This window comes from Paenibacillus sp. FSL M7-0802, assembly GCF_038004945.1.
Classification (GTDB): Bacteria; Bacillota; Bacilli; order Paenibacillales; family Paenibacillaceae; genus Paenibacillus; species Paenibacillus polymyxa_B.
The window spans coordinates 3,179,066-3,205,588 of sequence record NZ_JBBOSD010000001.1; the positions used below are offsets into that span (position 1 = coordinate 3,179,066).

Consider the following 26,523-nt stretch of genomic DNA (forward strand, 5'->3'; position numbering starts at 1 on the left):
AAAGGGGCAGAGACATGGGATATCCAATCATAAAGTATAACGGAACGGTTTTATCTCTTAAAAATCCGAAAGTTAAAGTTGTACAGAAAATGAATGAGCATGTGAAAGTCTTTTTGACAGGTGTGTTAACGGGTGCCCAAATGGAAGAGTACACAGATCATATGGAGGCAGGGGCGAAGTTAGTCGTTTCTTATGTGAATGATGATCAAAAGCAGAGTGTATTATTTAGGGGATTAGTCACGCAGTTCAGAATCAAGTTGGTGTCCAATGTAGCCTATTTGGTTGTCGAGGCCCTCTCCTATACAAGCCAGCTGGATGAAGTGCTTCATAGACAATCCTTTCAAAATGTGAAGATGAAGGTGCAGGCATTACTTGAACATGTACTCAAATCCTATCCCAAAGCCAATTGTACGAGCCGCTTAAAAGATCAGCTTTTACAGGAATTTACGATGCAATTCGACGAAACGGACTGGTCGTTTCTAAAACGTATAGCGTCTCGGCTTGGTTGGGGACTAATACCTGATCCGATTGGAGAAAAACCTCAGTTTTATTTTGGATTACCGGATGGTGTCAATCAAGGGGAGCTAAAGCAATATAACTACTCGATGACCAGAAAAACCAAACCAGGAGCCAGCAAGGATGACAATCTTTTATATTATAAAGTGCAAACGACAGGGGCTAGAGATGTCCTGCTGCAAATTGGGGCGGAGGTTAAATTTAAAGGGAAAGCTTTATACGTCCTGCAGTCTGTTGCGTTTATACGACATAGTGCTTTGTGGCATGAATATGTGCTGACTACAGCGGATGGAATGAAACAGGATTTGATTGTAAATGAAAGCATTCGTGGTATCTCGTTAAAATCGAAGGTTATTGGAATCGAGCAGGATCATGTGAAGGTTTTCTTTTATGAAATGGATAAGGTCAAGCCGAATGTCAAGGAAACCTACGCTTTCCCAACGGCTACATTTTATACATCGGAAGGGAATACAGGATGGTACTGCATGCCGGAGCTATTTGATTTTGTAGACATTTACTTTCCGACCGCTAAAGAAAAGGACGCCATTGTAACTCACTCGATCCGCAAGAGATCCAAAGGGGGCGACTTTATTCAGGACCCGTCCACGAAGATCTTTATGACCAAGTACCGCAAAGCTATTATTTTTGAGAAAAATGAAATTTTAATCACGGGGAACGACGATGAAGTGGTGATTCGACTGTTGGATGACCACGGCATCGAATTGCGGAGTAAAAAGGACATCCGTGTTAAGGCTGATGGAAATTTGGTATTCAATGCGGGGAACACAATTCAGGTCACCGCGAAGGATGCTATCGGTTTAAAATGTAAAACGAGTTTGGTAGAAATGGATGGTAACATCAAAATGACTGGAGAAAAGATAAAGACGCAATAACTAATCCATCGTGAGAGGGTAAAGAATATGGCTAAAGTAACTACAGGAGCAATCGTGAATGAGAAACCGCCTACCCAAGAAGATATGATTCAAGAATGGAAACGTAAAATTAGCAAAGGAGAATATCCTTTTATTCATGTAACTAAGCATAGCACCAAAGGTGGGGACTAACGACGACTGGAAGAGGCTCCTAAGGAGCCTTTTCTGCAATCATGGTTCAATATTCTAATTCTTTTTAGGATTCCTACTGTCAATGAACCAATCCGGTCCTAATACATCTAGAACTTCTTTTTTTCCAAAATCGTAAGCGATGGATATCGATTGATCTTCATGCCCTTTTATATAACCGATTAGATGAACCGTGTTATTAACATAGCTACCTATATAGTCATAACTCTTAAATATGAAATCTGCCCTATAGTATTTCTTGATGTACTCTTTTCCAATAGGCATGCCTGTTCGAACGATTTCTTCTTTTTTGGCATTCGATGCGTACTGCATGTAATAGAAGACTCCTACCAGAATGACAAGTAATATAAAGACAAAAAGCCATAATTGTTTCTTTTTCAAGTTGAATTAATCTCCTTAGAATTGGAGTGAATATGCTACACGCTTTCTTAGGAATAAGGAGCATCCTCATCTATAACCCTACTATTAATAAACCAATAACAAACCAACCCGGTCCAGAAACCTTGATCACTTCATTAGTTTAATAAGTGTAGTGAATGGTAATTTTGCTGTTCCCGTGACCTCTAATATAGCGTAGTTTGTAGTGGATAAGGTTGATGCCGATGGGAGTTGCGACATCTATAACTCTTTTTCTTGAGGTACTGAGAAACCGAATCCTGTCAGAATAAGCGGCGTCATAGAAATATTAGACACAACTTAAAAGGTATGTTCATTTACGTAATCTTCTCCTAACATACAGCTATAAAGTCCTAAACGTTATTAGGTAAGAACTATCACCAAAATACAATCCTCTCCGACTTTGTCCTCATTTCTGTTCCGATTGATACTCGAAATAAATATAATACATTATAATGATATTGCTTCCTGAGAATGGAAGAGTGAACTTATTTACTGAATAAAGCGAATCTTATTTTATGGAACAGATACGTCCTTCTTGGGATCCTGACTATCGATGAACCAATCCGGTCCAGTTACGTAGAGTACCTTTTTTTTCTTATAGTCGTAATTTAGTGAGATTATCTGACCCTCATGCCCTTTTATATAGCCACGGAGATAAACGGTAGAGTTAACGTAACTGCCAATAAACTCGTTATTTTGGTAAATAAAATCGGCATTATAATACTTCTTAATGTATTCTTTTCCGATGGGTATGCCAGATTGAACGTATGCTTCTTTTTCTGTATTTGCTGTATATTGCATGTAACAAAAGATTCCGACAAGGATGGAAAGTAATATAAGGATGCTTCCCCAAACCTTTTTCTTCTTCAAGTTGTATTCTTCTCCTTATTATCCCCTTTTATATACCCAGGAACATTATTGCTTTGTTTGTTAATAATAGAATAGATCATTATAGCCAATATAAGGATTAGCTCAATACAACCTCTAAAAATTATGTTCATATACGCAAATTTCTTCTAACATCCAGTTACAAAGTCCTAATCGTTATTAGGTATGAACCACGACCAGAAATGCAGTAACCAACGACTTTATACTTATTTTCACCTTCAACTATACCGCAAGTAAACAGGAAGTATTATAATGATTTCACTTCCTTAGATTGGAAAAATATATTCTTGAACTGGAATGAATCATATATGCTTTTTTTTTTGCATACAAATCTTGATTTTTAAAATGGTGGAACATTCTTTTTAGGGTATCGACTGTCAATGAACCAATCCGGTCCGGTTACACTAAGCACTTCTTTTTTTTCAAAATCGTAAGCAATAGATATCGATTGACCTTCATGCCCTTTTATATAGCCGATTAGATGAACCGTATTATTAACATAGCTCCCTATATAGTCATAACTCTTAAATATGAAATCAGCCCTATAGTATTTTTGGATGTACTCTTTTCCAATAGGTATACCTGCTCTAACGGCTTCTTCTTTTTTTACATTTGATGCGTACTGCATGTAATAGAGAGCTCCTACTAGGATGAAGAATAAGATAAGAGCAGTAACCCAAATTTTTTTCTTTTTCAATTTTTGATGCTCCTTTTTTGAAAGTATCAACTTTTTCTAACTTTATAATATATTAGGTGATTAGACAAGGTGGGGTAATAGTTGCAGTATATTAGCGAAAAAACATACTGGAAGATAGCAGATGAGGCTTACCTATTGGATATTGATCCAAAGACTTATAAAAATGAAGATATTCCCGGTTGGAAGGTTGTTGATTTAGACGAGAAACTATTACATGACACGAACGGTTCTGGATTTGATGCGACCGTTTTTCACAATGAGAATAGCAATCAGGTGATTATAGGATATAGGGGAACTGAACCAGGGGGAAGACCAATATGGAGTAGAGCGATGGACATAGGAACGGACATTAGCGATGTTGTGGGCGGACGAGCAAAAACTTTAAATCAAGTTCACGATTATTATGCCAATAATCAAGAAGAGATAAAAAAGCTCCCCCCACAGGTACAAAGCTCATTTCAACATTATGAAGCCCAGTATCAAGATAATCAGTTTACAAAAGCCCAAACACTGTATGACGAAGTGAAGAAGAAGTACCCCGCTTCCGAAATTTCTACGACAGGCCATTCTTTAGGCGGTGCAGAAGCAGAATATATTGCAGTGAAAAATGGTTTATCATCCGTGAGTTTTGCTGCTCCGGGTATTGTACATTTATTGCCTGAAGATCTTCAAAAGAGGGTGAAAGCAGGAGAATTCAAGAAGACTAATGTGGCTTTTGCCCATCCCGGAGATAGCGTTGGTGGGGGAGCTACTAAAGCTAATCAACATGTGGGGGAAACGTATCATATTGGGAGTGATTATAAGACTGCCAATGCGGCCAAGTTTACTATTCCTGTTTCAGTTCCACTTAAAAAAAATAATGAATTAAGAGATCTTATTTTTGGTCCTCAATGGTCCCCAATTGTTTTTGTCCCGGTTACGCTGCCTATGATGCAGCAAGATGCATTCACCAAATTCTATAATTCTGTATTAGGTGGAGAGAACACTCATAGCATGGGAAACTTTACGTTTGATGAAAATGGCAATATCAGCAATCCACTGTACACCATGGACGGTCAATTGGTGGAAGGCAATCCACGGGTGCAGGCGTACGAGCAAATGCTGGCCGCGCGAGCAGAACTCAAGGAAGTCATGGGCGACCTGGTTGAACGCTACGGTGGACAAATGGGTGCTTTCGGGCAGTTTGCTGCTACTACACTGGGAGTGAATCTGATGGGAGAAGGACAGCAAAATGGTCGCACCCATGGTGGGGCATATTTTGTGGGCAACAAAAATGGGGGCACAATTCAATTAACACCTGAGGAGCTAAAGCATGCGGCTAACCAGATGCGTTCCAGCCTGCATGGGTTCTCTAGCGATACCCGAGCATCCATCCAGTTATTTCAGGCTCATATCGGGACAAGTGAAAGTCAGTCTTTGACCCCAATTGCGCATAGTGCAACGGCAACGCTAGATCGGATTAATCGCTGGTATCAAGAATCAATTACGGAGATAGCAGAATATATAGATCGCAAGGGTCAGGAATTCACGATGGTGGATCAGTAAAAGATCAGCTGTAAGAACACAACAGGGGGCAAAAGAGATGGGCAGAATATCTTTGAGTCTGGGGGATCTGCGAAGGGCTGTACAGCAATGCGAACAGCTAAAGCAAAGACTTCAGCATCAGGAGCAGCAGATGAGAAATATATATGGTCGTCTGCAAGACTGGAGGGGCGAATCGGCTGCTGAATTAACACGTAAAATGGAGACGTTTCTCCAAGGCACAACTGTACGAATACAGGAATTGGACGATCATAAAGAGCAGTTGAAACGTTATATTCGGAAAATGGAAGAAGCTGATCGACGTGAGGAGAGACGCAAACGGGCTGCACAATGGTGATACAGGCGGACTGCAATAGTTAGGAGAACATCATGAAAGATCAAAACGCATTTGTCATTTTACTTATATTGAATATCGTTTATGGCTTAACGTTATTTGCCTATCCGGTCATGCTGATGGTGGTCGCATTTTCTTTCGATGCACCAACAGCTGGAGATTATCTCATCAGTTATATTTTTGCCTATGTCATAATGAGCTACCCGATAGGAGTATTTATCTCATGGAGCTGTTGGTATTTTTATCATCGTTATGCTTTTAAGAAGGCGTATATCATAGCTAACTTTATGCTGCTGTGGCCAGCTACTCTTGTCGTGTCCTCGTGGATTCAATCGGCTTTTTCTTGAAGGGTTCCCATCTGGCCAGTCAGCTATATAACATAAAAAAACCGTACAATCGCTAGGGGACTCCCGCGGGGTATGGTTAAATGCGTTTAAATAAAACTACATATATAGTAGAAGAAAAAAATATTCTCCCAGAGTGGTAACGATAACGACTTTGTAGTCTACTTTAATTTTCCTGCGGGGAATATAGCAGTGTTCGGAAACTTAAGGGTTAGACGAAAAAGTGTAAAAATGTTGAAAAGCTACAAAGTTCGACATATTGTTCGCTTTTTCGCATCATATGTTATTGAATTAGGGATTTTTGTTTGCTATTTATCGTATATTTATGTATAATCTATCGTGTTGAAAGATTGATTGTACGTAATATGCTGATGAGGGTGGGTTCATGACGCTGCTCGACAGTAACGAAAGCAAGAAGCGGATGTGCCAGATTTACAATGAAGTTTCAAAGGAACTGTTCGGCTTCGGGACCACGCTGCTGCGGGCCACCGTTGAGAACAACATTGTTACCTTTGTGGCGAAGCACCGGCGTTCTCCACGCTCGGCGGCATTGGAAGTGGAAGCCCCCGGCTTGAAGCTGGAAGTGGATTTCCGAATGTCCATGCTGTACAAGAAGAGACTTCGCGAGAAGCTGATTGAGGATATGGAGCTCGATATAGAGGCTTTACTGCGCGATTATGATGCAGCAACGCAGTGGGCAATTACGAACATCATACTGAAAGAATCCTAATAAAATTGGATATTCGGCTTTTCGCTTCGGATCTATCTGAGGGGAGAACCTGTTATAACGCGCAGCGGGATCAACTTATTCTTTGTTTACGAAGAAAAGTATTCTTGTTTTACAAGAGTACTTTTCTTTTTTGTGTCATAAGGTGTGCAGAATAAAAAAACAGGGGGAGTTTCATATGAAAAAATGGTTTAAAGGATTTATGGCTGTGACCTTGGCATCTGTGGTACTGGCAGGTTGCGGCAGCAATGCTACTGGCGGTCAGACAGATGGAAAAGATGGCTCAGCTGATGGGAAAAAGAAACTAGTTATTTCAACATGGGGCTTTTCCGAGGACTTTTTTAACAAAGAAGTGTACGAGCCTTTTGAAAAGGAACATAACGTTGACATCGTAGTCGAAATTGGAAATAACGCAGAACGGTTGAACAAAATCAGTCAAGGAAGCACAGACGTCGATCTGATTTATCTGTCTGATTATTATGCTCAACAGGGAATCCAACAGGGATTGTTTGAGAAGCTGGATCGCAGCAAGGTGCCGAACCTGAACCAAATTTATGATATTGCCAAAGCGCCGCTGGGTGAGGAGTATGGTCCTGCTTATACGGTCGGGCGTCTCGGTATTGCCTATAATCCGGAGCTGGTGAAAAAGAATGTGACCTCTTGGGCTGACCTGTGGGGCAATGAGTTCAAAGGAAACGTGACTCTGCCGAACATTACGGCGACTGCCGGACCAATGATGGTAGATGCAGCCTCCAAAGTAGCGGGTAGTAAGGAGTTTAATGAAGACCAAGCCTTCGGAAAACTGAAAGAGCTGAGTCCGAATATCGTTAAGTTTTATAGCAAAACGTCCGAGTTCGTGAACATGTTTAGTCAACAAGAAATTGCGGGCGGTCCGATCATGGAAATGTACTTCAAAGATTTGCAGGCGGCTGTGCCAGGAGCGAAATTTGTAGCTCCTAGTGAAGGTGCTTACGCAGTAATGAACACGATTAATGTAGTGAAAGGCTCCGACCAGAAGGAGCTGGCTGAGGAATTTATCAACTGGCAGCTGAGCAAGGAAGTTCAAGAAAAATCTGCCAAGGCAAAGGTTGATTCCCCGGTGAATACGCAGGTGGTACTATCCGGTGCGGATACAGAGGGAATTACGTACGGTGCGGATGTAGTGAACAAGCTGACCAAGCTGGATATGAAGTTCGTTAACGATCATATCAAGGCATGGACAGATCGCTGGAACCGGGAAGTTGCACAATAATGAAAAAGGTCATATTAGATGTAGATACGGGCATTGATGATGCGTTGGGTATTTTACTAGCGGCCAAAAGTGGTCAGCTGGATATCCAAGCGATTACTACAGTATGCGGTAATGTTTCACTTAAACAAGCAACATTGAACACATGCAAAATCCTCGACCTTTTGGATAGACCGGATATTCCGGTTTATCGGGGGGCAGAGGCTCCCTTAATACGTAAAGGTCTGCACGAGCACCGTGTCCATGGAGAAGACGGCATTGGAGGTGCATTGAGTGGAGTAGTACCAGCCATGTCTGCGTCCGAAGGTTTTGCACCGGATATCATCATTGATACCGTGATGGCTCACCCGGGGGAAGTGACGCTCATTTGCACCGGCCCACTCACCAATCTGGCACTGGCGCTGCTCAAGTGTCCCGAGCTGACGGATCACGTCAATGAGGTCATTTTTATGGGCGGTGTTATTCACGGATGCGGCAATATTACACCTGTAGCGGAGTACAACATGTATGCTGACCCTGAAGCCGCACGAATCGTATTTCATGCAGGATTTGGTCGATTGATACAGGTGGGACTGGATGTAACACGGAAGGCTCTGCTGACTGCGGATCATATTGCTCGTCTGACCCGCCCAGCAATTCGTAATTATGTAGCTGAAAGCACGGCCGTTTATACCAAGCGTTATGAAGAACGCAACGGGGTAAAAGCGTGTGCGCTTCATGACCCGCTTGCCGTGGGCGTCGCGTTGAATTCGAGGTTAGTAAATACCTCGCTGTTGTATGTCGACGTGGAAACCTCGAGTCGCATATGTGATGGACAAACAGTGGGCGATGTACAGAACCGCCTCAATCATAGCCCTAATATGAATGTGTGCGAACAGGTGGACAGCGAAGCTTTTCTGGAGCTGTTTATCCAGGTGCTGAATAAGGAATAACATTTTGATAACCGCAAGGAGCTACCCATGAAGAAAACATACTTGTATTGGCTGCTGCTGCCAGGTCTGCTCTTTCTGGCGGTGTTCATGGTCATTCCGATTGTGTTGACGATCGGTTCGACCTTCGTACAGAACAGCTCATTCACCCTAGAAGGCTATCTCCATTTCTTCAAGGACCCTTATTTTTTGAAAATATTGCTGACTACGCTGGAAGTCAGTGTCGTAACGACACTTGTGTGCGTATTACTCGGCTTCCCGACGGCTTATTATATTTCGCAAAAGGCCCCGCGTCGTAAAGGGATTTTGCTAGCGCTGGCTATCTTTCCCTTGTTGACGAGTCCGGTGGTGCGGTCATTCAGCTGGATGGTCATTCTGGGACGCAAGGGGCTGTTAAATAACGTGCTCATCGGTTTAGGACTCGTGGATGAACCGCTGAATATTTTATACACCCCGGCAGCGATGATTATTGGTCTGGTTCATTTGTTTTTACCACTGATGATTATTTCACTGATTGGTGTACTCGAAAATATCGACGGTGATCTTGTTCATGCTGCTCAGAGCCTCGGGGCTTCTAGATTCAGCGCATTTCGTAAAATCGTATTTCCGCTGTCTGTGCCGGGCCTGATCATTGGAAGCATTCTCGTTTTCGTAGGCAGTCTGACTGCATATACGACACCAGCACTACTTGGAGGAAAACAGCGGGTTATCGCTACATTTTTGTATCAGAACGCGATGACGCTAAACGACTGGTTTTTAGCTTCTGTTATTGCAACAATTATGATTGTTATTACATTTATCGTGGTCGGTCTCTTAAATAAGGCGGCCCATAAACTCAATCCGAAGGGGTAGGTGGATATGCGGGAGAAACATTACGGACTAGGCTTCTTTAGCCTGCTGGTCTTCATCTTTCTGCTCGGTCCGCTGTTGATCATATCGGTCACTTCTTTCGAGCCGGGCACGGTGTTAAAATTTCCTCCGCAGGGCTTTTCTTTGCGCTGGTATGAAAATATTTTTGAAGTGGATTTGTTTATGTCCACGTTCAAAACGTCCATTGTCGTTTCTCTGCTAGGCAACATCTTGGCACTGCTGATCGGTATGCCTGCCGCCTATGCACTTAGTCGTTTTTCGTTTCGCGGGAAGGATGCGCTGAATGCTTTGTTCCTTTCCCCGTTGCTTATACCGGGTATTGTTCTTGGTTTTACACTGCTGCGCTATCTGATCATTGTTTACCATTTACCAGTATATGCTGGACTATTGATCGGACATACGGTGATTATGCTGCCGTTCATTATTAGAGTCATTGCATCCAGTTTGTCTAACTTTGATTTTGCGATTGAGGAAGCAGCGCTTAGTTTAGGGGCTGGACGGCTGGAAACCTTTTTCAAGGTGGTTCTGCCCAACATCCGCTCAGGTATTATTGCGGCTATCCTGATTGCCTTTCTGGAATCATTCAACAATGTCGACATTTCCGTCTTTATGACAGGACCGGGCTTCAGCACCCTGCCCATTCAAATGCTGACTTACGTCGAAAATTATTTTGACCCGACGATTGCGGCGATTTCGGTTATGCTGATGATTTTGACCGGTATCCTGATGTTCTTGATTGAACGACTGATGGGATTGTCTTACTTCACTAAAAGGTAATGGAGGCTTCAACCTTATGGCACTGCTTACTCTGGATCGCGTATCGGTCGCTTATGACAACCAACTGATCTTGCAGGATTTCGATTTGCAGCTCGAACGGGGGCAATTGCTCTCGCTGCTCGGACCGAGTGGTTGTGGCAAAACGACCACACTTCGTCTCATTGCAGGATTTCTCGAAGCTAAACAAGGAACATTTTTGTTTGGCGATAAGGATTATACTCGGATTCCGGTAAATAAACGGAACTTCGGCTTTGTATTCCAAAGTTATGCACTCTTCCCGCATTTGTCCGTTTTTGATAATGTTGCCTTTGGTCTGCGGTTACGCAAGGTAAAGGAAGATGATGTAAAGCGCCGCGTTATGACCATGCTGGATACGGTTAGCCTGGGGGGATTTGAAAAACGTTTCCCCGGTGAATTGTCAGGCGGACAGCGTCAACGTGTTGCGATTGCGCGAGCGCTTGTGATTGAACCCGACCTGTTGTTGTTTGATGAACCTCTGAGTAATTTGGATGCTAACCTGCGTGTAAATATGCGTGTGGAAATCCGCCGTATTCAACAGGAACTGGGCATCACTACCGTATATGTATCGCATGATCAGGAGGAATGTTTTTCGATTTCTGACCAGGTTGCGATTATGAATAAGGGGAACATCGAACAATTAGATGCTCCATCGACCATTTTTAAATATCCGACGACCGAATTTGTCGCCCGTTTTATTGGGTTTAATAATTTTCTGAGTTTTGACGAGCGTACTGAAGAAGGGGATCGTATTCGACTAAATACAGGCGATCTTTCGTTCGGTGTAGCGCGTAATCAGGGTACTGCCCAGCCGGGTGCTCGTCAGGGCGCTATTCGCCCGGATGATTTGGTCATTCGAACAGAAGGCAACGAGACAGGGGAAAATGAGCTTCCCGGTATTATTAAGGTAAGTACTTACCTGGGGCGTAGCTATCAGTATGTGGTAGAAACGGCGAAAGGCAACTTTACGGCTAATCAGGAAATGGATACGCCTTACCTGAGTGGTCAGCGGGTTACCCTGCATTTTCCGGCAGATAAAATGGTGCTGGTCCAATAATCAGCGGGTTCGATGAAGGAGATACATCATGCGTGCAGACAAAATGATTTTACAAGTTAAGGTGTATAACAGTTACTACAAGACGTTCGAAGAAGGTAATGTAGCTATACTTGACGGTAAGTTTATGTATATCGGTCAGCGTGGTCTGGAGTCTTTTGAAGTGGCTGAGATTGTAGAGGGACATGGGAAATATATGATTCCCGGCCTGATCGACATCCATCTGCATATCGAAAGCACAATGGTGACACCGGCAACCTTTTCCTATGGGCTGATTCGCAATGGGGTAACGACGATTGTACCGGAACCGCACGAAATGGCGAATGTTTTCGGATTGGAAGGCATTCAGGAAATGATGGAAGCCAGCAAAGATTGCGTGGCTGATATGTTCTACGGTATTCCAAGCTCTGTCCCGGCAACGCCGCTCGAAACCTCAGGAGGCGAGATCGGTATTCCCGAGATAGATGCCTTACTGCAAACCGGCGAAATGATCTGCCTGGGTGAAATTATGAACTATGTGGATGTCATTCGTGATCCGGAAAGCAAGACGAATCGCATCTTACGCCATGTTCGTGAGCATTACCCGGAGCTGATCATTGAAGGCCATACGCCGCAGCTGCTTGATCTGGACCTGCATCAGTTGATCTATGCGGGGATAGGCTCGGACCATACTCACCAAAGTATTGAAGGTATGAAGGCGCGGATGGCCGCCGGGATGTTTATTGAAATTCAAGAAAAATCGATGACCCCTGAAGTGATGGACTATCTTATTCAGGAAGATGTGGCACAACATTTTTGCTTCGTAACGGATGATGTGATGCCAGACTCTTTCGTAGAACGAGGGCATCTGAACCATATCGTAAGTAAAGCTATCGGAATGGGCATGAAGCCTGAGGATGCCATTTATGCAGCTACGTTTACTCCTGCTGCACGGATGCGTATGCATGACCGCGGAACAATTGCACCGGGAAAAATAGCTGACTTTGTACTGCTGTCCGATCTTGGTCAATTTGATGTGGAGCAAGTCTATAAGGACGGACTCAAGGTATTCGATAAGTTCGAGGAATACCATCAAGCACCGATAAAAAGCCGCTTCCCCGCCCATTTTTATCAAAGTGTGAAGCTCAATCCGCTCACGGAGCAGGATTTTACGGTAAAGATGGATGTAGCTGATGGCACACATCAATGCCGTGTTATGATGGTCAAGGATGGCTCAACTTTTACGAGCGAACGGATTGCCCCTGCAAATGTGGAGCAGGGTGAACTGGTATGGGAACATGGTGAACATGGACTCATCGCTACGTTTGAGCGATATGGAAAGAATGGCAACCGTGCTTATGGTTTGATCGGGGGAGATACGATTAAACGTGGGGCAGTGGCAACCACCTATTCGCACGATAACCATAACTTGCTGGTCGTAGGGCATAACAAGCAAGATATGATATTGGCTGCGAATACGGTTTTATCCAGCCAAGGTGGCTTTTGCGTAGTTGAAAATGGCAAGGTGCTGTCCCATTTGCCGTTAACCGTAGGCGGGATTTTAACAGAAGGACCGCTGGAAATGGTTGCAGCGCATGTGAAGGAGCTGCGTTCAGCCTTGTTGTCGCTGGGCTACCGCCATTACAATCCAATCATGTCGCTGAGTACGCATTCTTTGCCGGTCAGCCCGGCCCTGAAAATTACCGATCATGGTCTGATTGATGTAAATGCTGGCAAGGTTGTATCCTTAATCGTGGAACCTTCAGAGATGCAAGAATAATAAAAGAGCCGACCCTCTTACGGGCCGGCTCTTTTTTGTCGTGGCTAGGTATGAGGTAGTAGGTTATGGACTTTGGACTTTGTCTACAATACAGATACTTTAGCAGACAAAATTAACATCTTCTTTACTCCTATTGATGTAACCTATGTATAAAGATAAATAAGTCTTGGTTCTGGATATCCTATTGCCTATAGAGTTTGATTTACAATCAATTCACGTAATCTTCATGATTAAAACCGAATAAAGACTTGAAAAACATCGACACAGTGTTATAATTAAAACAGGATTTAGATTAAGTCTAAATTAATAAATAAATATTTATTGGATTCACGCATGGGATTTTGAAGAAAATCAGACACTACTGTTAACGAGTATCCAAGCTTTACACCAACTATATTTTGAATGAAAACGAGAGGGGATTTTAACATGAGTACATTAAATCATACGAACGCACCTACACAAGAGGCCATTCAAGAATTGCACAAGGCATTGAATCGTCAGGTAGCTACCTGGTCTGTATTGTACACGAAACTGCATTATTTTCACTGGTATGTGAAAGGACCTAAATTCTTCACACTGCATGCTAAATTTGAAGAACTTTACAATGAAGCAACAGCTAATCTAGATACGATTGCTGAACGTTTGTTGGCTATTGGTGGCCGTCCGGCTGCGACCTTGAAGGAGCATTTGCAACTTTCAGCTATTCAGGAGTCCGCAGGTGAGCAGACAGCTGACGATATGGTGAAGTCCGTTGTTGCTGATTTTAAAACCATCACTGTTGAACTGGCTAATGGGATGGAAGCAGCGGAAGCAGCACAGGATAAAGCGACAGAGGATCTTCTTAACGGCTTGAGAGAAGCAATGGATAAACATATCTGGATGCTGAGTGCGTATTTGGGATAAGATATTGGGATATATTTCCACGTATATGGAGATCAGGTGAACAAGGTACACATCCCGTTGGTTCCACTCTGCCGCTGGAGTATAATAACGTGAAGGCGTGGAAGACCACAGGCTCTTGAGTCATAGAGCTGCCGGGATGGGGTGTATGTTATGGAAGTGAAACAACAGCTTTTGCATGAAGCGGAGCAGTTTATATATACATGTTATGAGGAGCTGGGCCGAAGCCGCGATGAAGCGGAAGCCCGGCTTCTTCATATTCGTCACGACATAGAGACTACGGGAACGTATGATCATACGTACGAAGAGCTGGAGCACGGAGCACTCATGGCTTGGCGCAATAGCAACCGTTGCATAGGGCGCTTATTTTGGGACAAGCTTTTGGTCAGAGATGCGCGGGGCGCGTCAGATGCGACGGAGGTGGTCCGCGAGCTCCTGGAGCATATGCGCATAGGAACGAATGGCGGTAAAATTAAGCCAACGCTTACTGTATTTCGCGCCTCCAAGCCGGGGCAGCCGAATATCCGCATCTGGAACCATCAACTCATTCGTTACGCTGGATATGAAACCGATCAAGGGATCATCGGGGACCCGATCTCGGTGGATTTTACCAATGTTTGTAAAGATATGGGCTGGCAAGGAGCGATGACTCCTTTTGATATTTTGCCACTGGTTGTGGAAGCAGGCGGGCGGCCTCCCGAGCTATTTGATATTCCTGAGCATTTGGTGATGGAGGTAGCCATTGAGCATCCAGAACTTTCGGGTTTCGCTTCCTTGGGATTACGTTGGTATGCCGTGCCTATGATTTCGGACATGACGCTGGAAATTGGCGGTATCATCTATACGGCGGCTCCCTTTAACGGCTGGTATATGGGAACAGAAATCGGCGCCCGTAATTTTGCGGATACCTTCCGCTATAATATGTTGCCACAGGTGGCTAAGCTGATGGGGCTGGATACGACGAGTGAAACAACGCTTTGGCGTGATCGGGCGCTGGTGGAATTGAATATTGCTGTGCTGCATTCTTTTAAAAAAGCGGGAGTCAGCATTGTCGACCACCATACCGCAGCGGCACAATTCAAGCTGTTTGAGGAACGGGAGGCCAAGGCTGGGCGCGCACTGACAGGCAATTGGACATGGCTGATCCCTCCGCTATCCCCGGCGACAACGCATATTTTTCATAGTTCCTACGATAATCGGCTTGTGAAGCCGAATTTCGGAGTTCAAGAGAAGCCGTATATGTCGAGACAGGCTAATACAGCATCAGATGCAGTGCTTCAGCAGAAGCGCCAAGGTTGCCCTTTTCATTCCGGATAATGATGGGAATGACCTAATGGCTGGATTAGGATTCCAGCTTATCCCATGCAACGATAAAAAGGGTAGCCAGTGGCCCTATTAATAGGGAGAGCAGAAACCAATTTAGCCCGCTCCGATTTTTGGATTGTGCCAAACCGGCATTAATAAGGGCAAGCGTTCCCCAGCCTATATAATAATCTTCTGACATGGTATTCTCCTTTGTAAAAAGGTATAATATCGTACTGTGTATGGTATGAACACATCCATGATTTCATAAGTTTAAAGTAAATATAACTTTATATATCCTGGTTTGAGGAGCGAAGCTAAGTTGGAAAGATATCAGGCAGAGCGCGTTGTCGCTGAGCTTTTGGAACGGGCTGCTATAGGTGTGACAGTTAAGCTGGAGAAACGTTTTCCTGGTGGAAGGCTGATTGGGGGCAAATATGCCATGAATGCTCACGCCATTACCATGTATACGGACGTTATTGAAACACAGTGTTTACAAATGTTCGGCAGCGTTGATCGAGTTGAGGAGTATTTTACGGTTGTGCTTGCACATGAGATCGGGCACGCCGCCGATACGGAATTAGTGGACCTCTCCGATGCTTTGGAGCAAGAGAGCGGGATAGGGACCCGGCAACGACTTGCGCTGCAAATTGAAGAAAACGCATGGAATTATGCGCTTAGATTGGTGCCTGAAATAGAAGCAACGTTTATTTCTGCCGTAATAGACGAGTCCTTGCTGGCCTATCGAGTCCCGGTTATGGAGCATTCTGACATTGCGTAACGATGATGATCCGAGAGCCGTCAGGCTCTTTTTTTGTTGATAATAACAGACGGATCGGCAGGATCATTTAAAGGAGTAGCTTTTTAAGCTGTGACACGCGTCCCTGGGATAGTTCGAGCATTTCGGCTAATTCTTTTTGAGATACATTAGGATGCTCCTGCATGAGCTGTTTTAGTTTATTCAGGAGATCATTCTGATTTCTGTAACTCCTTCTTTTCTTGGGCTGGACAGGACGGGATTCACTCAAATGACTGGAAGGATTATCGCTCTTCAGATTTTCAATACAACTTTTACATATCAGATGATCCCTAAAATAGCTCAAATGATCTACGGCACCACAAAAATAGCAAGAAACCCCCGTATACTTGCGAATCATCAGTCCCTCTGGGGTAATAAAAAAATCGAGGGCATCTCCAATATTAATATTCATAGAATTGCGCAGCTCCTTGGGCAGCACAATGCGGCCCAAATGGTCTAATGGCCGTGTCATTCCTGTGTTCTTCATCATTTTTCCCCTTTCCTGAAATGCGCTTATAGTTGTAGGAATTGTATGTATATATGCTGGAAGTACAAAGCGCTTTATATTACAGTTTGTTTTGGTATAGCTCTGCTGAAAAAAAAGCTCCGGCATGACGAACAATTACGTCTGCCGGAGCATTGTACAGCCAATGAATCTAAGATGTCGTGTCGAATTACTGTGGGTTGGTTGTCCAAATACCGGCTACTTTTAATTGAACCCGTGGAGGCAGTTTCAATGCGGCTAATGTCAGATCGGCCAAATCTTGCGGTTGAAGCATGCGATCTTCATCACCAATAGGCAATCCTGCATTTGCCGCCAGTTCTGTATTGACAGTGCTTGGAGTCAGCGCGGTGACGCGAATGTTAGATTTGCGAACTTCCTGCATCAGTGCTTCCGTGAAGCCCATCAAAGCAAACTTGGATGCGCAATATGCCGAGCCTGTTGCAAAACCTCGTTCTCCTGCCGTCGAGGAAATATTAATAATGTTCCCGCTCTTTTGTGCCAGCATGCTTGGAAGAACAGCATGTGTGACATAATAGGTTCCCATCAGGTTTACGCGAATAATACGTTCCCACTCTTCGGGGTCCATATCTGCGACTGTGCCAAAGGTAGCAATGCCTGCATTATTGATCAAAATATCGACAGCGCCCAGCTCATGTTCCAGTGAAGCTACAGCGGCAGCGGCCTGTGCGCGATCCGATATATCTGCAACAGCACTCACCACTTTCACACCGTATGTACTCCCCAGCGAATCCTGCAGCTTTTGCAGGTCAGTCAATGTTCGTGAGATTAATCCCAGGTTGACGCCTTCCTTAGCTAAAGTTTCGGCAATTGCTTTACCGATTCCTTTGCTGGCTCCTGTAATAATGGCTGTTTTATTCTTAAGTTCCATCCAGTCTCCTCCTTTTCACTCCATAACGTGGTTGTGCATGTGAGCACATGGTTACATTATACAAGGTTAAACTCATTGAACCAAACTTCGCCTCTGATGAGGTATTCATCTAGAGGTCTCCTATTTGGAAATATTAATATCCCCTGAGGTGGTTTCTGCCTTTATCACGTTCACACTACCGGGAACAGATTCGGGAGTATCTATACTCCCAGAGTCAGAGTGGACATTATAAACACCTTTAAAATCGGGAGCTTGTTTAATCTTCACGTCACCAGAATCAGCATTCACTTCCAAGTTGGCTACGGCACGTTGCGTAATATTTGTCTCCCCTGAGGTTAGGGAAATAAGGCCATTACCGCTATAATCGCGGATGGTAACATCGCCAGAAGTAAGCTTCAACTCCATATCTGCTGCAAGCTGACTGGCTGTAAAATTGCCGGATGTTAAATTTGCGATCAGGTGGGTACTTTGGAGGTTTGTAATCTCGGCAGTGCCTGAAGTAGCGGTGATGGAAGTATTCTGCACGGAGGCATCTTGAAGTTTTACATTCCCTGAATGTGCATCTATCTGTAGGTCAGTTAGTGTTTCGCCGGAGGGCATCTCTACGGTAATCGTTTGATCCACATCAGGGGTGATCGAAAGGAATGACAAGGAAGGGGCCGGCTCCGATTGAATCGTAAGCTTACCGTTCTCAATTTGGGCATTATGAATCTGGTCGGCTACTTTTGTCTGAACTTCTCCGCTAATGCGTATCGTACCTTGGTCGCCAGAGCCAGGAGCAAACAAAATAGAGACATCATCAGAACTGTCCACTTTCAGCTTCTGTAGCTGACCACGTGTAAACGTCCATTTTTTGTTAATCGCAGTTGTTTCCTTCATGACTTGTTGACTCCATGGGGCACCGTAGGCCACCATTCCGGCTGCGCCGATGACAATGCACAGACCTGCTGCAATAAACCACTTTTTATTCATGTTGTTAGTAAGCTCCCCTCAGGGTAGTCTGATTCCATTTCCAGTATCGTACTGTGCCCTTGACCATAAGGAGTAGGAGATAACGTACTCCAGGCAGCAGCAATAGACCTATACCCGTCAACGTGATAGAGAAAAAGAATTTGGCCGGGTAAAAGGTGCTGTTTAGTGCATAATCAGTAACGGCGAGAAGGGGGGCTGCAATGAAGCTGACCGATACCACGGCCAATGAAGCCCATACTGCCCATAGGGTAGCCATAATCGGGATGGAGATTAGCAAATTGAGAAACAGCAGCCCTAAGAAAGTAAAAAGATTGCGTGCGAAGCTTCCCTGACGAAGCGGAGGAGAATCGTTCCAGGCTGCATTGGGATCATCCAACGCTTCTCGGGCAATATCCTCCGGGTTACCCAGCTCATTGGCAATCTCACTTTCGCTTTTGCCATTAACCAACCCGTAGTCAAAATGCTGGCTCAAATCACTAAGCAGCTCATTGCGTACCTCTGCAGGGAGAGGAGAAAGACGCTGTTCCACCTCTGTAAGAAACTGTTTTCTATTCATCGGAATTTCCTTCCTCCAGTAGGCTTGCGACATTATGGACAAAATCATTCCATTCCCGCGTAAGTATTCTTGTATAATGACTGCCAGTATCGGTCAGCCGATAATATTTGCGAGGAGGCCCCTCGGTCGATTCCTGTAAATACGTTGTGCAGTATCCTTCTGATACTAGACGGCGAAGCAGTGGATATAGGGCTCCCTCGGCTACTTCAATATGACGGGAGACGGCTTGCGCCAACTCGTAGCCATAACGGTCTTTGCGTCCAATTAGAACTAGAACGCACAGTTCCAGTACCCCTTTTTTGAATTGGATGTTCACATTCACGAGCGGTGCTCCCTTCCTGGATGTTATCAATAATTCATAGGTGTCGTTCGGAATAAGGGAAAGAAACGTGTGTTTGTGCATAATTTGTCACAGGTACTAATTATAGAACAGTAGTCAGGTATAATTTAACATCATGTACTGATTAATGCAAGGTACTAAATTTTTAATAATAAAATATTTGTGCCAAAATGGGCAGAATTCCTTCCTTGGAGGCTTTATTGAGTAGCGAATGTTGTAGAAAAAAGTATTTTTATTTGGAAATTACTCGAAATATGGCTGGAAGCACAAATAGGATGCTACTTTAATTTCATTCATTAAAATGATAGATTGTAAAGTATTCAATAGGGTTAAATATTACTTTTTATGAAGAGGTGGGTAAAGGGTGGATTGGAAAAATTGGTATATGGAACTGGAACAGGATGATGAGTCTTGGGATGTATCTGAGGAGATTGTTCTGCGTGGTGTAGTACATCTTAATTTTTGCGGGCAGCCCTCGGAAGTAGAAGTCGAATTTATCGTGGGGGCTGACTCCGAAGAACAGGCACAGACTATAGAAGAACCTACACAGTTGCAAAAAAACACATGGGAGCAGTATATGGAATATTCGTCAGCTATTCATCCTCAAGTGTTGGAGTCCATACACCATCATTATGCTGGCATAGTGGAAAAGTACCGGAATGCTTACAGTATATGGGGAGAGGACCCAGATGAATATGCGCCTTATGTGGAGCGGCCGGAACAATTGCTGGATCGAATACAGCTTGTGTCTATACTGATTTCCGACTCATCGGCAAAGGATGAACTGTATTTGAATTTTAGTTGCTCCTGGGATCAAGAACATGGCTTAGGCGTACATATGAAGCAGATGAAAATGGAGCATATTCAAGGCGTTTATACATTATATGACCTAGAATAAATCCCCCTTCCCGGCTTTTACCAAAAAGGGCCGGAAAGGGGAATAGGATATGGTGAAATGATGGTGCGATTCGATACGATAAAAAGATTAGTTGGATACAGCCAATGCAGCCCGGGCTGCTTGAGCCGCTTGTACCATTAGTCGCAAGGCGGCGATAGATTCCTCCTTGGTGCGGGTTTTCAGACCACAGTCCGGATTAACCCAGAACAAATCTGATGGCAGTACGCGCAGAGCACGCTGGATCATGCTTAGCATTTCAGATACATCGGGGATGCGCGGACTGTGGATATCGTACACGCCCAGACCGATGCCCTTGTCGTATACCTGATCTTCAAAGCTGACAATCAGTTCTCCGTGACTTCGCGAAGTTTCAATAGATATGACGTCGGCATCCATATCGGAGATGGACTGAATCATATGCTGAAATTCGGAATAGCACATGTGCGTATGGATTTGGGTCGCAGGTTCAACGGTGGCCGTGGTCACAAGGAAGGCTTGAACCGCCCAGTCCAGATAGGCTTGCTGTTGTTCTTTTTTCAGTGGAAGCCCTTCACGAATTGCAGGCTCATCGACCTGAATCATGCCGATGCCCGCTTGTTCCAGTGCCTCTACCTCTGCCCGTAATGCCAGAGCCAACTGTAAAGCAACTTGACTACGAGGAATATCGTTACGTTCAAAAGACCAGTTCAAAATGGTCACAGGGCCTGTAAGCATTCCCTTAACAGGCTTGGAAGTTAACGATTGGGCGAATGCCGTTTCTTCCACGGTCATGGGCTGATCGAAGGAAACGTCTCCGTATATAATCGGCGGTTTAACACAGCGGGAGCCGTAGGACTGCACCCATCCGTTTTGCGTAAAAGCAAAGCCGTTCAGCTTTTCGCCAAAAAATTCAACCATATCGGTCCGCTCAAATTCTCCATGAACAAGCACGTCAATGCCAATGTCCTCTTGAATATCAATCCATTCCTTAATTTGCTGTTGGATGAACGCCCGGTATTGCTCGGCTGACCATTCTCCTTTGCGATAGTGCAGGCGGGCCTTGCGGATCTCGGCGGTTTGCGGGAAGCTACCAATGGTCGTCGTAGGCAGTGGAGGCAACTTCAGCTTATTTTGCTGAATCTCACGACGCTCGGCGAAAGGAACGCTGCGTGACAGAGGCTCTTTTGCCAACAGGTCGGCCAGATCGGCAGCTGTCTGTACGCGTGCCGCTGAACTGTTGAAACGGGCTACCGCATCCGCACTTTGCTCAAGCTTGGCGAGTGCGGAAGGATCGTGTTTGCCAAGTGCAGCCGTCAGGACGGCGATTTCCTCCAGCTTTTCATCGGCAAAGGCCAGCGCTTGCACCAGCTCCTTGTCCAGCTTGTGCTCTGCCTCCAGACTGACTGGCACATGCAGCAGACTGCATGATGGCTGTACGATAAGCTGTGCGGCAGTGGTTTGTTCTGCTAACTGACCCAGCAGGGCAGCCACAGCGTTCAGGTCGCTTCGCCATATATTGCGCCCGTCAATAACCCCAGCGCCCAGCGTTTTTCCTTTAGGGAAGCCATGCTGCAATATATGCTGAAGATTTTCGCCATCATCATACACAAAATCAAGACCCAATCCCTGTACCGGAAGTGCGGACAGACGCTCATAATGGTCCAGGCTGCCAAAGTAGGTTTGCAGCATTATATTCAAGGAGGGCGCAGCTTGAGTCAAAGCTTCATAGACTTCCTGAATAATGTCCAAATCCTCTGCCGGGAATGAGGTGGTCAGGACAGGTTCATCGATTTGGACCCACTGAACGCCTTCTGCCGCTAGTTCAGACAGGATACGGGTGTACAGTGGCAGGAAGCTTCGTACGATGGCGGCCAAATCCTTACGATCATAGCCTTTGGATAAGGTAACGAATGAATAGGGGCCGATGAGGACCGGTTTCCCATCAATGCCTAGCTCTTGTTTTGCTTCACGATAAGCCTGTAAGGGTTTATTTTCAGTGAACACCGGGACTGCGTTTGCCAATTCAGGAACGATGTAGTGATAATTGGTATTCATCCATTTGGTCATTTCACTGGCGGTTGCTCCCTTCTGTCCACGAGCGATCCCAAAATACACGGACAGAGGAACCGGACCTGCGGGACGATGGTTGAACCGTTCGGGTACCAGACCGAACATTACAGATGTATCCAGCATGTGATCGTAATAGGAGAAGTCTCCGACAGGAATGCGATCAATCCCCTTGTCACGCTGCTTGCTCAGATGCTCCAACCGTAATCTTTTCATCTCCGTCTGCAGTTCGCTTTCGTTAATGCTGCCGTTCCAGAAGCGTTCCAGTGCTTTCTTCCATTCCCGGTTTTCGCCGATACGCGGATATCCCAGATTACTGCTAATCAAGCCGGACAATTCAGGCCATTCAATAATGGACATGTACTTTTCCTCCTAGTGGGTAGCTGTTTTATTTTTACGTACCAAAAAAGGCATTCTTCCCCCAGAGTTAAAAATAAGTAGGGGAAAGAATGCCTCCGTGATTAAAAAATCAAAAATACGGCGACTGCTCTTAACACCTCCCTATCTTCCGTAGGTACTTGCGATGTTGTTAAAATAGGCAGGTCTCCTGACTTACGGATCATGACTCTCAGCATTCCTTCCCGGTCTGTGGACCAGTGGATATATGAACAGCTGAAAGTTCCCCGTTTACAGTGGCGGGACCGTGCCGGATTTGCACCGGCTTCCCTTTTAAGCCTGATCTGAATAGAACAGACACCTATCTCCAAGCTATGCGGTTAAGGTATGACGAATAATTATGCACTCGTATACTTGTTCACCATCATAAGTGAAACTTACAGGATGCGCAATAGAAACTCCAATGGAAACAGTTAGCTATATGAAAAAAAGACAAGCCTTACCCATGATGGGGACTTGTCTTAGATATATAGCATCTTGCCGGGTAAACTTCGCGTTAAGCCAATGAAACGGTATAGCCTGCCTGAATACTGGCTTTTACATCTACCAGACGCTGGTTGCGACTGCCCCGGAAGGGAAGGGTCAGGTCCTTTTGCTGTTCTACAAAACGACCATCCACAATCACATCGCACAAAAGCGCTAGCTCCTGTCGCTCCTGATCTGTGAGTAAATCTTCATAGACAAAGCCAGTATAAGCCCACACGGTTCGGTCGGGACAGGCCTCGCGGAAGTCACGCACAAATTGCGAGCATTCTGCTGCTGAGAAAAACGGATCTCCCCCGCAGAGAGTCAGTCCGTCCAACAACGGATTATCCATGATGTCACGAATGACTTCCTGTTGTCGTTGGGGTGTAAATGGCTCACCTGCACGGAAGCTCCACGACGCTGGATTAAAGCATCCGGGACAGGCATGACGGCAACCGCTAATAAACACGACAGTGCGCAGGCCGTATCCTTCGTTCAGAGATTCCGGAATGTAGCCACACAAATTCACTTATGTTTCACCCGGTCTCGAACTTCTGCCTGTTTTGCAGCATTAAAGCGAACGGTATAATCTCCTGTCAGATATCCGGTTACCCGACGTAAGCGCTGAAAGTGTGTATGCTCCTCATCTGTGCCGCATTGGGGGCAGCTTGTCCCGATAATCCCTTCATAACCACATTCCGTACAACGATCCACCGGGTGGTTGATAGAGAAATAGCCGATGTTCTGATGCAGCGCGTACTGAACAATTTTAAGAAACGCATCCGGGTTATTCCGCGCGTTACCATCCAGCTCGATGTATGAAATCGCACCAGCGTTGCAGAGGTTATGGAACGGAGCTTCCAAGCTGATTTTACGAGCAGCCGGGAGCGTATAATACACGGGAATATGAAAAGAATTCGTGTAATATTCTCGATCATTTACCTCAGGGATAATCCCGAAATCACGTTGATCCAGCAATGTGAACTTGCCCGACAGACCTTCGGCAGGCGTAGCGAACAATGTAATATTTAAATTGTGATATTCACTCATTCGATCGCAATACACGCGCATGGAAGTGATGATTCGCTGTGCCTCGCGGTATACGAAATCATCCTCCCCGTGGTGTTTCCCGTATAGTGCCTTCATGCACTCAGCCAGCCCGATGAACCCGATCGAAAGCGTACCGTGCTTTAGTACGCTTCCCACCTTATCATCTGGCGCCAGTTGTTCTCCACCTTCCCATACCCCTTCGCGCATCATAAAGTCCGAGGCTTTGGCCGGTTGGCTGGTCTGGATTTGATAGCGATGGATTAGGCCATCCACCGCAATGCGCATAACTTCTTCCAGTCTCGCATCAAAGCGATCACGGTCAGGTGTCAGGCGTTTGCCTGTGCAAATACCATACTCAATGCCAAGCCGCACCAGATTAATGGTATTGAAGGAGAGATTTCCCTTGCCACTCTGCCGGTTTCTACCGAAACGGTCAGAAATGGTGCGGGTACGGCAACCCATTGTCGCTATAATGGTATCCGGGTCATCAGCACGGTAAAAAGGCAAGTTGAAGGTGGCATCCACATTCACAAAATTGGGATACATCCGTCTGCTAGAGCATTCTACTGCCCGTAAGAACAAATCATAATTGATGTCGCCTTCTGCCTGGTTGATTCCCTCTTTGCATTGGAAAATATGCTGCGGAAAAATAGGAGTTTCCCCGCTGCCCAAGCCGCGAATAGTGGCCTCCAGCAGCGATTGAGTAACAAGCCGTCCTTCAGCAGACGTGCACATTCCGTAATTCAGTGAAGTGAATGGAATCTGTCCACCCGCCCGACTGCTCATGGTGTTCAGGTTATGAATGAGCGATTCAGCAGCCTGCCGGGTTTCCGTTTCCGTTTCTTCGCGTGCGAATGCGTATGAACGAGGGCAGACTTCTTGCAAATGGGGATTGGCCATATGTAGTTCGTCGTCAGACAGATGGGATTCTATCTCTTCCTCGAACAACCGAAGTCCCTTGCGCAGATGCTTGCGGAAGGACCGGGCAACGTATGGGGCAAGGTCCCAATCTATTTTATTGGCGGAGACACCTCCGAATTGGCTATTTTGCTGAGATTGGAAAATAATGGCGACCAGTGCCATAGCGGACATAATCGTTTGCGGTGTGCGCACAGAGCCGTTGCCTGTATTGAAGCCGTCTCGCAGTAAACGACCAAACGGGATAAAGATACAATTTGTAGTTCCGAGCGCATATTGGTCCAAATCGTGAACATATACATATCCGTGGTCAATCGCGTTCGTCAGTTCAGGCGGAAGTACCCGCAGGCGCGCATACCATTTGGCATACTCGGACCCAAGCTTGCTCATTTTGCCGCTGAACGATTCTCCATTCAAATTCGCATTCTCCCGCAGCATGTCCAGATCTTGTGCCCCAATGACCCGCTCGCCGATGTCGTATAATTGATGTTCCTCCAGCACCTTCATCGTAAAACCCTCCATATAGTAAAATATATATATTTTTCACAAAAACAACATATTGATGATATCTTGTGTTAACCAATTGTTTCGATCTATATATTGTATATACGTAAACATTGAGAGTATGTGACTATTGTCACATTGATAGGAGTGGGCGGTATAAAAAAGCCAGATACAGAGTAAGGGACACATCCACGGATATGTATCTTACTCTATATCTGGCCATCGTAGTTGCGATGAAAATGATAGGCTTGCGAGTACATAGTATATGATCTTGGGATATTGTTTTGGGAAGGTTTAGAGTAGCTTTTTCAACTGGGACACCCGGCCTTGGGAAATATCTAGCATTTCGGCATATACTTTTTGTGGCAGATTCGGGTGTTCCTGAATCAGCTTGCGTAGCTTTTTTACCATTTCACCTTGCTGCACTCTAGATTGCTTGGGTTGCCAGGTTGTATTGGTTCGGGTCGGCTTAGAATCTTCTTGAGCCTGGATAGCATCGGTGCTTGTGGCATGCACATTTTCATCGGTCTTTAATACCTGGATGCACTCTGCGCAAATAAAGCTGTCGCGAAAATAAGTTAAATGATCCACTGCGCCGCAAAATTTGCAGGAGACACCGGTGTATTTTCTTAGTACAAACCCTTCTTCATCTACGAAAAATTCAAGTGAATCACCGATATTGATATCCATTGTAGTGCGCATTTCCTTAGGGAGTACAATCCGCCCCAATTGATCCAGAGGCCTTGTCATTCCGGTATTTTTCATTAGCGCTTCCTCCTTCAGTGATATATCCTGATT

At 45.1% G+C, this 26,523-nt stretch carries 29 protein-coding genes and 1 riboswitch; of the genes, 16 read left to right on the top strand and 13 right to left on the bottom strand.

The features are described from left to right. The first annotated feature begins 14 nt into the window (after positions 1-14). A complete protein-coding gene (locus MHB54_RS14760; RefSeq protein WP_023990840.1) occupies positions 15-1,409 on the top strand; it encodes a hypothetical protein in 1,395 nt (464 codons plus the stop codon). 27 nt (positions 1,410-1,436) lie between these two features. Continuing rightward, entirely contained in the window at positions 1,437-1,580 is a 144-nt protein-coding gene (locus MHB54_RS14765; protein WP_167348641.1) for a hypothetical protein, read from the top strand. Between the two features lie 54 nt (positions 1,581-1,634). Here the strand turns inward: MHB54_RS14765 and MHB54_RS14770 are convergent, their stop codons facing one another. The 3 genes from MHB54_RS14770 to MHB54_RS14780 form a co-directional block, all read right to left on the bottom strand. Continuing rightward, on the bottom strand, positions 1,635-1,979 hold the full coding sequence (locus tag MHB54_RS14770; RefSeq protein ID WP_053326331.1) for a hypothetical protein: 345 nt from the start codon (positions 1,977-1,979) through the stop codon (positions 1,635-1,637). Between the two features lie 531 nt (positions 1,980-2,510). After that, the gene (locus MHB54_RS14775; protein ID WP_053326330.1) at positions 2,511-2,867 is read right to left on the bottom strand and encodes a hypothetical protein; all 357 of its coding nucleotides are present in this window, start codon (positions 2,865-2,867) and stop codon (positions 2,511-2,513) included. Between the two features lie 358 nt (positions 2,868-3,225). Continuing rightward, complete coding sequence (locus MHB54_RS14780; protein ID WP_053326329.1) at positions 3,226-3,582, bottom strand: hypothetical protein; 357 nt, start codon at positions 3,580-3,582, stop codon at positions 3,226-3,228. Between the two features lie 81 nt (positions 3,583-3,663). On the opposite strand from MHB54_RS14780, the gene MHB54_RS14785 reads away from it, so the two are divergent. From MHB54_RS14785 to MHB54_RS14840, 12 genes are all read left to right on the top strand, one after another. Beyond that, positions 3,664-5,127 carry a hypothetical protein gene (locus tag MHB54_RS14785; protein WP_053326328.1) on the top strand — a complete coding sequence of 488 codons (1,464 nt, stop codon included), beginning with the start codon at positions 3,664-3,666 and terminating at the stop codon, positions 5,125-5,127. A gap of 37 nt (positions 5,128-5,164) precedes the next feature. After that, the gene (locus MHB54_RS14790) at positions 5,165-5,461 is read left to right on the top strand and encodes a WXG100 family type VII secretion target (RefSeq protein WP_028540769.1); all 297 of its coding nucleotides are present in this window, start codon (positions 5,165-5,167) and stop codon (positions 5,459-5,461) included. Positions 5,462-5,493: 32 nt separating this feature from the next. Then, positions 5,494-5,805: a hypothetical protein gene (locus MHB54_RS14795; RefSeq protein WP_028540768.1), complete on the top strand. Its 312-nt coding sequence runs from the start codon at positions 5,494-5,496 to the stop codon at positions 5,803-5,805. Between the two features lie 382 nt (positions 5,806-6,187). After that, positions 6,188-6,532: a hypothetical protein gene (locus tag MHB54_RS14800; RefSeq protein WP_023990832.1), complete on the top strand. Its 345-nt coding sequence runs from the start codon at positions 6,188-6,190 to the stop codon at positions 6,530-6,532. Positions 6,533-6,707: 175 nt separating this feature from the next. Beyond that, positions 6,708-7,781 carry an ABC transporter substrate-binding protein gene (locus MHB54_RS14805; protein ID WP_104497685.1) on the top strand — a complete coding sequence of 358 codons (1,074 nt, stop codon included), beginning with the start codon at positions 6,708-6,710 and terminating at the stop codon, positions 7,779-7,781. Continuing rightward, on the top strand, positions 7,781-8,710 hold the full coding sequence (locus MHB54_RS14810) for a nucleoside hydrolase (RefSeq protein ID WP_068939012.1): 930 nt from the start codon (positions 7,781-7,783) through the stop codon (positions 8,708-8,710). The genes MHB54_RS14805 and MHB54_RS14810 overlap by 1 nt, the downstream gene beginning before the upstream one ends. Before the next feature lie 27 nt (positions 8,711-8,737). Continuing rightward, positions 8,738-9,559, top strand: coding sequence for an ABC transporter permease (locus tag MHB54_RS14815; protein WP_013312457.1), 822 nt, complete (start codon positions 8,738-8,740; stop codon positions 9,557-9,559). Positions 9,560-9,565: 6 nt separating this feature from the next. Beyond that, entirely contained in the window at positions 9,566-10,354 is a 789-nt protein-coding gene (locus tag MHB54_RS14820; RefSeq protein ID WP_013312456.1) for an ABC transporter permease, read from the top strand. Positions 10,355-10,370: 16 nt separating this feature from the next. After that, positions 10,371-11,429, top strand: coding sequence for an ABC transporter ATP-binding protein (locus MHB54_RS14825; protein WP_028540765.1), 1,059 nt, complete (start codon positions 10,371-10,373; stop codon positions 11,427-11,429). A gap of 28 nt (positions 11,430-11,457) precedes the next feature. Beyond that, positions 11,458-13,185: an adenine deaminase C-terminal domain-containing protein gene (locus tag MHB54_RS14830; protein ID WP_068939010.1), complete on the top strand. Its 1,728-nt coding sequence runs from the start codon at positions 11,458-11,460 to the stop codon at positions 13,183-13,185. A gap of 426 nt (positions 13,186-13,611) precedes the next feature. Continuing rightward, the gene (locus MHB54_RS14835) at positions 13,612-14,088 is read left to right on the top strand and encodes a Dps family protein (protein ID WP_023990827.1); all 477 of its coding nucleotides are present in this window, start codon (positions 13,612-13,614) and stop codon (positions 14,086-14,088) included. A gap of 150 nt (positions 14,089-14,238) precedes the next feature. Beyond that, complete coding sequence (locus tag MHB54_RS14840) at positions 14,239-15,402, top strand: nitric oxide synthase oxygenase (protein WP_068939008.1); 1,164 nt, start codon at positions 14,239-14,241, stop codon at positions 15,400-15,402. Positions 15,403-15,427: 25 nt separating this feature from the next. Here MHB54_RS14840 and MHB54_RS14845 read toward each other — a convergent pair whose 3' ends face one another. Then, a complete protein-coding gene (locus MHB54_RS14845) occupies positions 15,428-15,589 on the bottom strand; it encodes a hypothetical protein (protein WP_013312451.1) in 162 nt (53 codons plus the stop codon). Between the two features lie 120 nt (positions 15,590-15,709). On the opposite strand from MHB54_RS14845, the gene MHB54_RS14850 reads away from it, so the two are divergent. Beyond that, positions 15,710-16,168 carry a hypothetical protein gene (locus MHB54_RS14850; protein WP_053326325.1) on the top strand — a complete coding sequence of 153 codons (459 nt, stop codon included), beginning with the start codon at positions 15,710-15,712 and terminating at the stop codon, positions 16,166-16,168. Between the two features lie 67 nt (positions 16,169-16,235). On the opposite strand, the gene MHB54_RS14855 is transcribed toward MHB54_RS14850, so the two are convergent. The 5 genes from MHB54_RS14855 to MHB54_RS14875 all read right to left on the bottom strand — a co-directional run bounded on the left by MHB54_RS14855 (position 16,236) and on the right by MHB54_RS14875 (position 19,430). Next, the gene (locus MHB54_RS14855) at positions 16,236-16,673 is read right to left on the bottom strand and encodes an AbrB/MazE/SpoVT family DNA-binding domain-containing protein (protein WP_013312449.1); all 438 of its coding nucleotides are present in this window, start codon (positions 16,671-16,673) and stop codon (positions 16,236-16,238) included. 187 nt (positions 16,674-16,860) lie between these two features. Then, on the bottom strand, positions 16,861-17,580 hold the full coding sequence (locus tag MHB54_RS14860) for a 3-ketoacyl-ACP reductase (protein ID WP_013312448.1): 720 nt from the start codon (positions 17,578-17,580) through the stop codon (positions 16,861-16,863). Positions 17,581-17,700: 120 nt separating this feature from the next. Beyond that, positions 17,701-18,552, bottom strand: a complete 852-nt coding sequence (locus tag MHB54_RS14865; protein ID WP_068939006.1) for a DUF4097 family beta strand repeat-containing protein — start codon at positions 18,550-18,552, stop codon at positions 17,701-17,703. A 4-nt stretch (positions 18,553-18,556) separates the two neighbouring features. Next, on the bottom strand, positions 18,557-19,108 hold the full coding sequence (locus tag MHB54_RS14870) for a DUF1700 domain-containing protein (protein ID WP_068939004.1): 552 nt from the start codon (positions 19,106-19,108) through the stop codon (positions 18,557-18,559). After that, positions 19,101-19,430: a PadR family transcriptional regulator gene (locus MHB54_RS14875; RefSeq protein WP_029518618.1), complete on the bottom strand. Its 330-nt coding sequence runs from the start codon at positions 19,428-19,430 to the stop codon at positions 19,101-19,103. The genes MHB54_RS14870 and MHB54_RS14875 overlap by 8 nt, the downstream gene beginning before the upstream one ends. 382 nt (positions 19,431-19,812) lie before the next feature. On the opposite strand from MHB54_RS14875, the gene MHB54_RS14880 reads away from it, so the two are divergent. Beyond that, positions 19,813-20,346, top strand: coding sequence for a DUF6985 domain-containing protein (locus MHB54_RS14880; protein WP_023990820.1), 534 nt, complete (start codon positions 19,813-19,815; stop codon positions 20,344-20,346). Positions 20,347-20,433: 87 nt separating this feature from the next. Here the strand turns inward: MHB54_RS14880 and metE are convergent, their stop codons facing one another. The 4 genes from metE to MHB54_RS14900 form a co-directional block, all read right to left on the bottom strand. Continuing rightward, the gene (gene metE / locus MHB54_RS14885) at positions 20,434-22,752 is read right to left on the bottom strand and encodes a 5-methyltetrahydropteroyltriglutamate--homocysteine S-methyltransferase (RefSeq protein WP_264454426.1); all 2,319 of its coding nucleotides are present in this window, start codon (positions 22,750-22,752) and stop codon (positions 20,434-20,436) included. 160 nt (positions 22,753-22,912) lie between these two features. Next, positions 22,913-23,108: riboswitch (cobalamin riboswitch) on the bottom strand. A 176-nt stretch (positions 23,109-23,284) separates the two neighbouring features. Beyond that, a complete protein-coding gene (gene nrdG / locus MHB54_RS14890) occupies positions 23,285-23,782 on the bottom strand; it encodes an anaerobic ribonucleoside-triphosphate reductase activating protein (RefSeq protein WP_023990818.1) in 498 nt (165 codons plus the stop codon). Next, entirely contained in the window at positions 23,779-25,728 is a 1,950-nt protein-coding gene (locus MHB54_RS14895) for an anaerobic ribonucleoside triphosphate reductase (RefSeq protein ID WP_023990817.1), read from the bottom strand. Before MHB54_RS14895 ends, nrdG begins: the two co-directional genes overlap by 4 nt. Before the next feature lie 291 nt (positions 25,729-26,019). After that, a complete protein-coding gene (locus MHB54_RS14900) occupies positions 26,020-26,490 on the bottom strand; it encodes an AbrB/MazE/SpoVT family DNA-binding domain-containing protein (RefSeq protein WP_023990816.1) in 471 nt (156 codons plus the stop codon). Positions 26,491-26,523 lie beyond the last annotated feature (33 nt).

Excerpts from the sequence above, each read along its gene's own strand:
- MHB54_RS14820 (WP_013312456.1), top strand. The coding sequence starts at position 9,566 with ATGCGGGAGAAACATTACGGACTAGGCTTCTTTAGCCTGCTGGTCTTC.
- MHB54_RS14830 (WP_068939010.1), top strand. The coding sequence starts at position 11,458 with ATGCGTGCAGACAAAATGATTTTACAAGTTAAGGTGTATAACAGTTAC.
- MHB54_RS14815 (WP_013312457.1), top strand. The coding sequence starts at position 8,738 with ATGAAGAAAACATACTTGTATTGGCTGCTGCTGCCAGGTCTGCTCTTT.
- MHB54_RS14895 (WP_023990817.1), bottom strand. The coding sequence starts at position 25,728 with ATGAAGGTGCTGGAGGAACATCAATTATACGACATCGGCGAGCGGGTC.
- MHB54_RS14790 (WP_028540769.1), top strand. The coding sequence starts at position 5,165 with ATGGGCAGAATATCTTTGAGTCTGGGGGATCTGCGAAGGGCTGTACAG.
- MHB54_RS14855 (WP_013312449.1), bottom strand. The coding sequence starts at position 16,673 with ATGAAGAACACAGGAATGACACGGCCATTAGACCATTTGGGCCGCATT.
- MHB54_RS14825 (WP_028540765.1), top strand. The coding sequence starts at position 10,371 with ATGGCACTGCTTACTCTGGATCGCGTATCGGTCGCTTATGACAACCAA.
- MHB54_RS14870 (WP_068939004.1), bottom strand. The coding sequence starts at position 19,108 with ATGAATAGAAAACAGTTTCTTACAGAGGTGGAACAGCGTCTTTCTCCT.
- MHB54_RS14835 (WP_023990827.1), top strand. The coding sequence starts at position 13,612 with ATGAGTACATTAAATCATACGAACGCACCTACACAAGAGGCCATTCAA.
- MHB54_RS14840 (WP_068939008.1), top strand. The coding sequence starts at position 14,239 with ATGGAAGTGAAACAACAGCTTTTGCATGAAGCGGAGCAGTTTATATAT.
- MHB54_RS14800 (WP_023990832.1), top strand. The coding sequence starts at position 6,188 with ATGACGCTGCTCGACAGTAACGAAAGCAAGAAGCGGATGTGCCAGATT.
- MHB54_RS14760 (WP_023990840.1), top strand. The coding sequence starts at position 15 with ATGGGATATCCAATCATAAAGTATAACGGAACGGTTTTATCTCTTAAA.
- MHB54_RS14810 (WP_068939012.1), top strand. The coding sequence starts at position 7,781 with ATGAAAAAGGTCATATTAGATGTAGATACGGGCATTGATGATGCGTTG.
- MHB54_RS14805 (WP_104497685.1), top strand. The coding sequence starts at position 6,708 with ATGAAAAAATGGTTTAAAGGATTTATGGCTGTGACCTTGGCATCTGTG.
- MHB54_RS14845 (WP_013312451.1), bottom strand. The coding sequence starts at position 15,589 with ATGTCAGAAGATTATTATATAGGCTGGGGAACGCTTGCCCTTATTAAT.
- metE (WP_264454426.1), bottom strand. The coding sequence starts at position 22,752 with ATGTCCATTATTGAATGGCCTGAATTGTCCGGCTTGATTAGCAGTAAT.
- MHB54_RS14795 (WP_028540768.1), top strand. The coding sequence starts at position 5,494 with ATGAAAGATCAAAACGCATTTGTCATTTTACTTATATTGAATATCGTT.
- MHB54_RS14900 (WP_023990816.1), bottom strand. The coding sequence starts at position 26,490 with ATGAAAAATACCGGAATGACAAGGCCTCTGGATCAATTGGGGCGGATT.
- MHB54_RS14765 (WP_167348641.1), top strand. The coding sequence starts at position 1,437 with ATGGCTAAAGTAACTACAGGAGCAATCGTGAATGAGAAACCGCCTACC.
- MHB54_RS14865 (WP_068939006.1), bottom strand. The coding sequence starts at position 18,552 with ATGAATAAAAAGTGGTTTATTGCAGCAGGTCTGTGCATTGTCATCGGC.
- MHB54_RS14860 (WP_013312448.1), bottom strand. The coding sequence starts at position 17,580 with ATGGAACTTAAGAATAAAACAGCCATTATTACAGGAGCCAGCAAAGGA.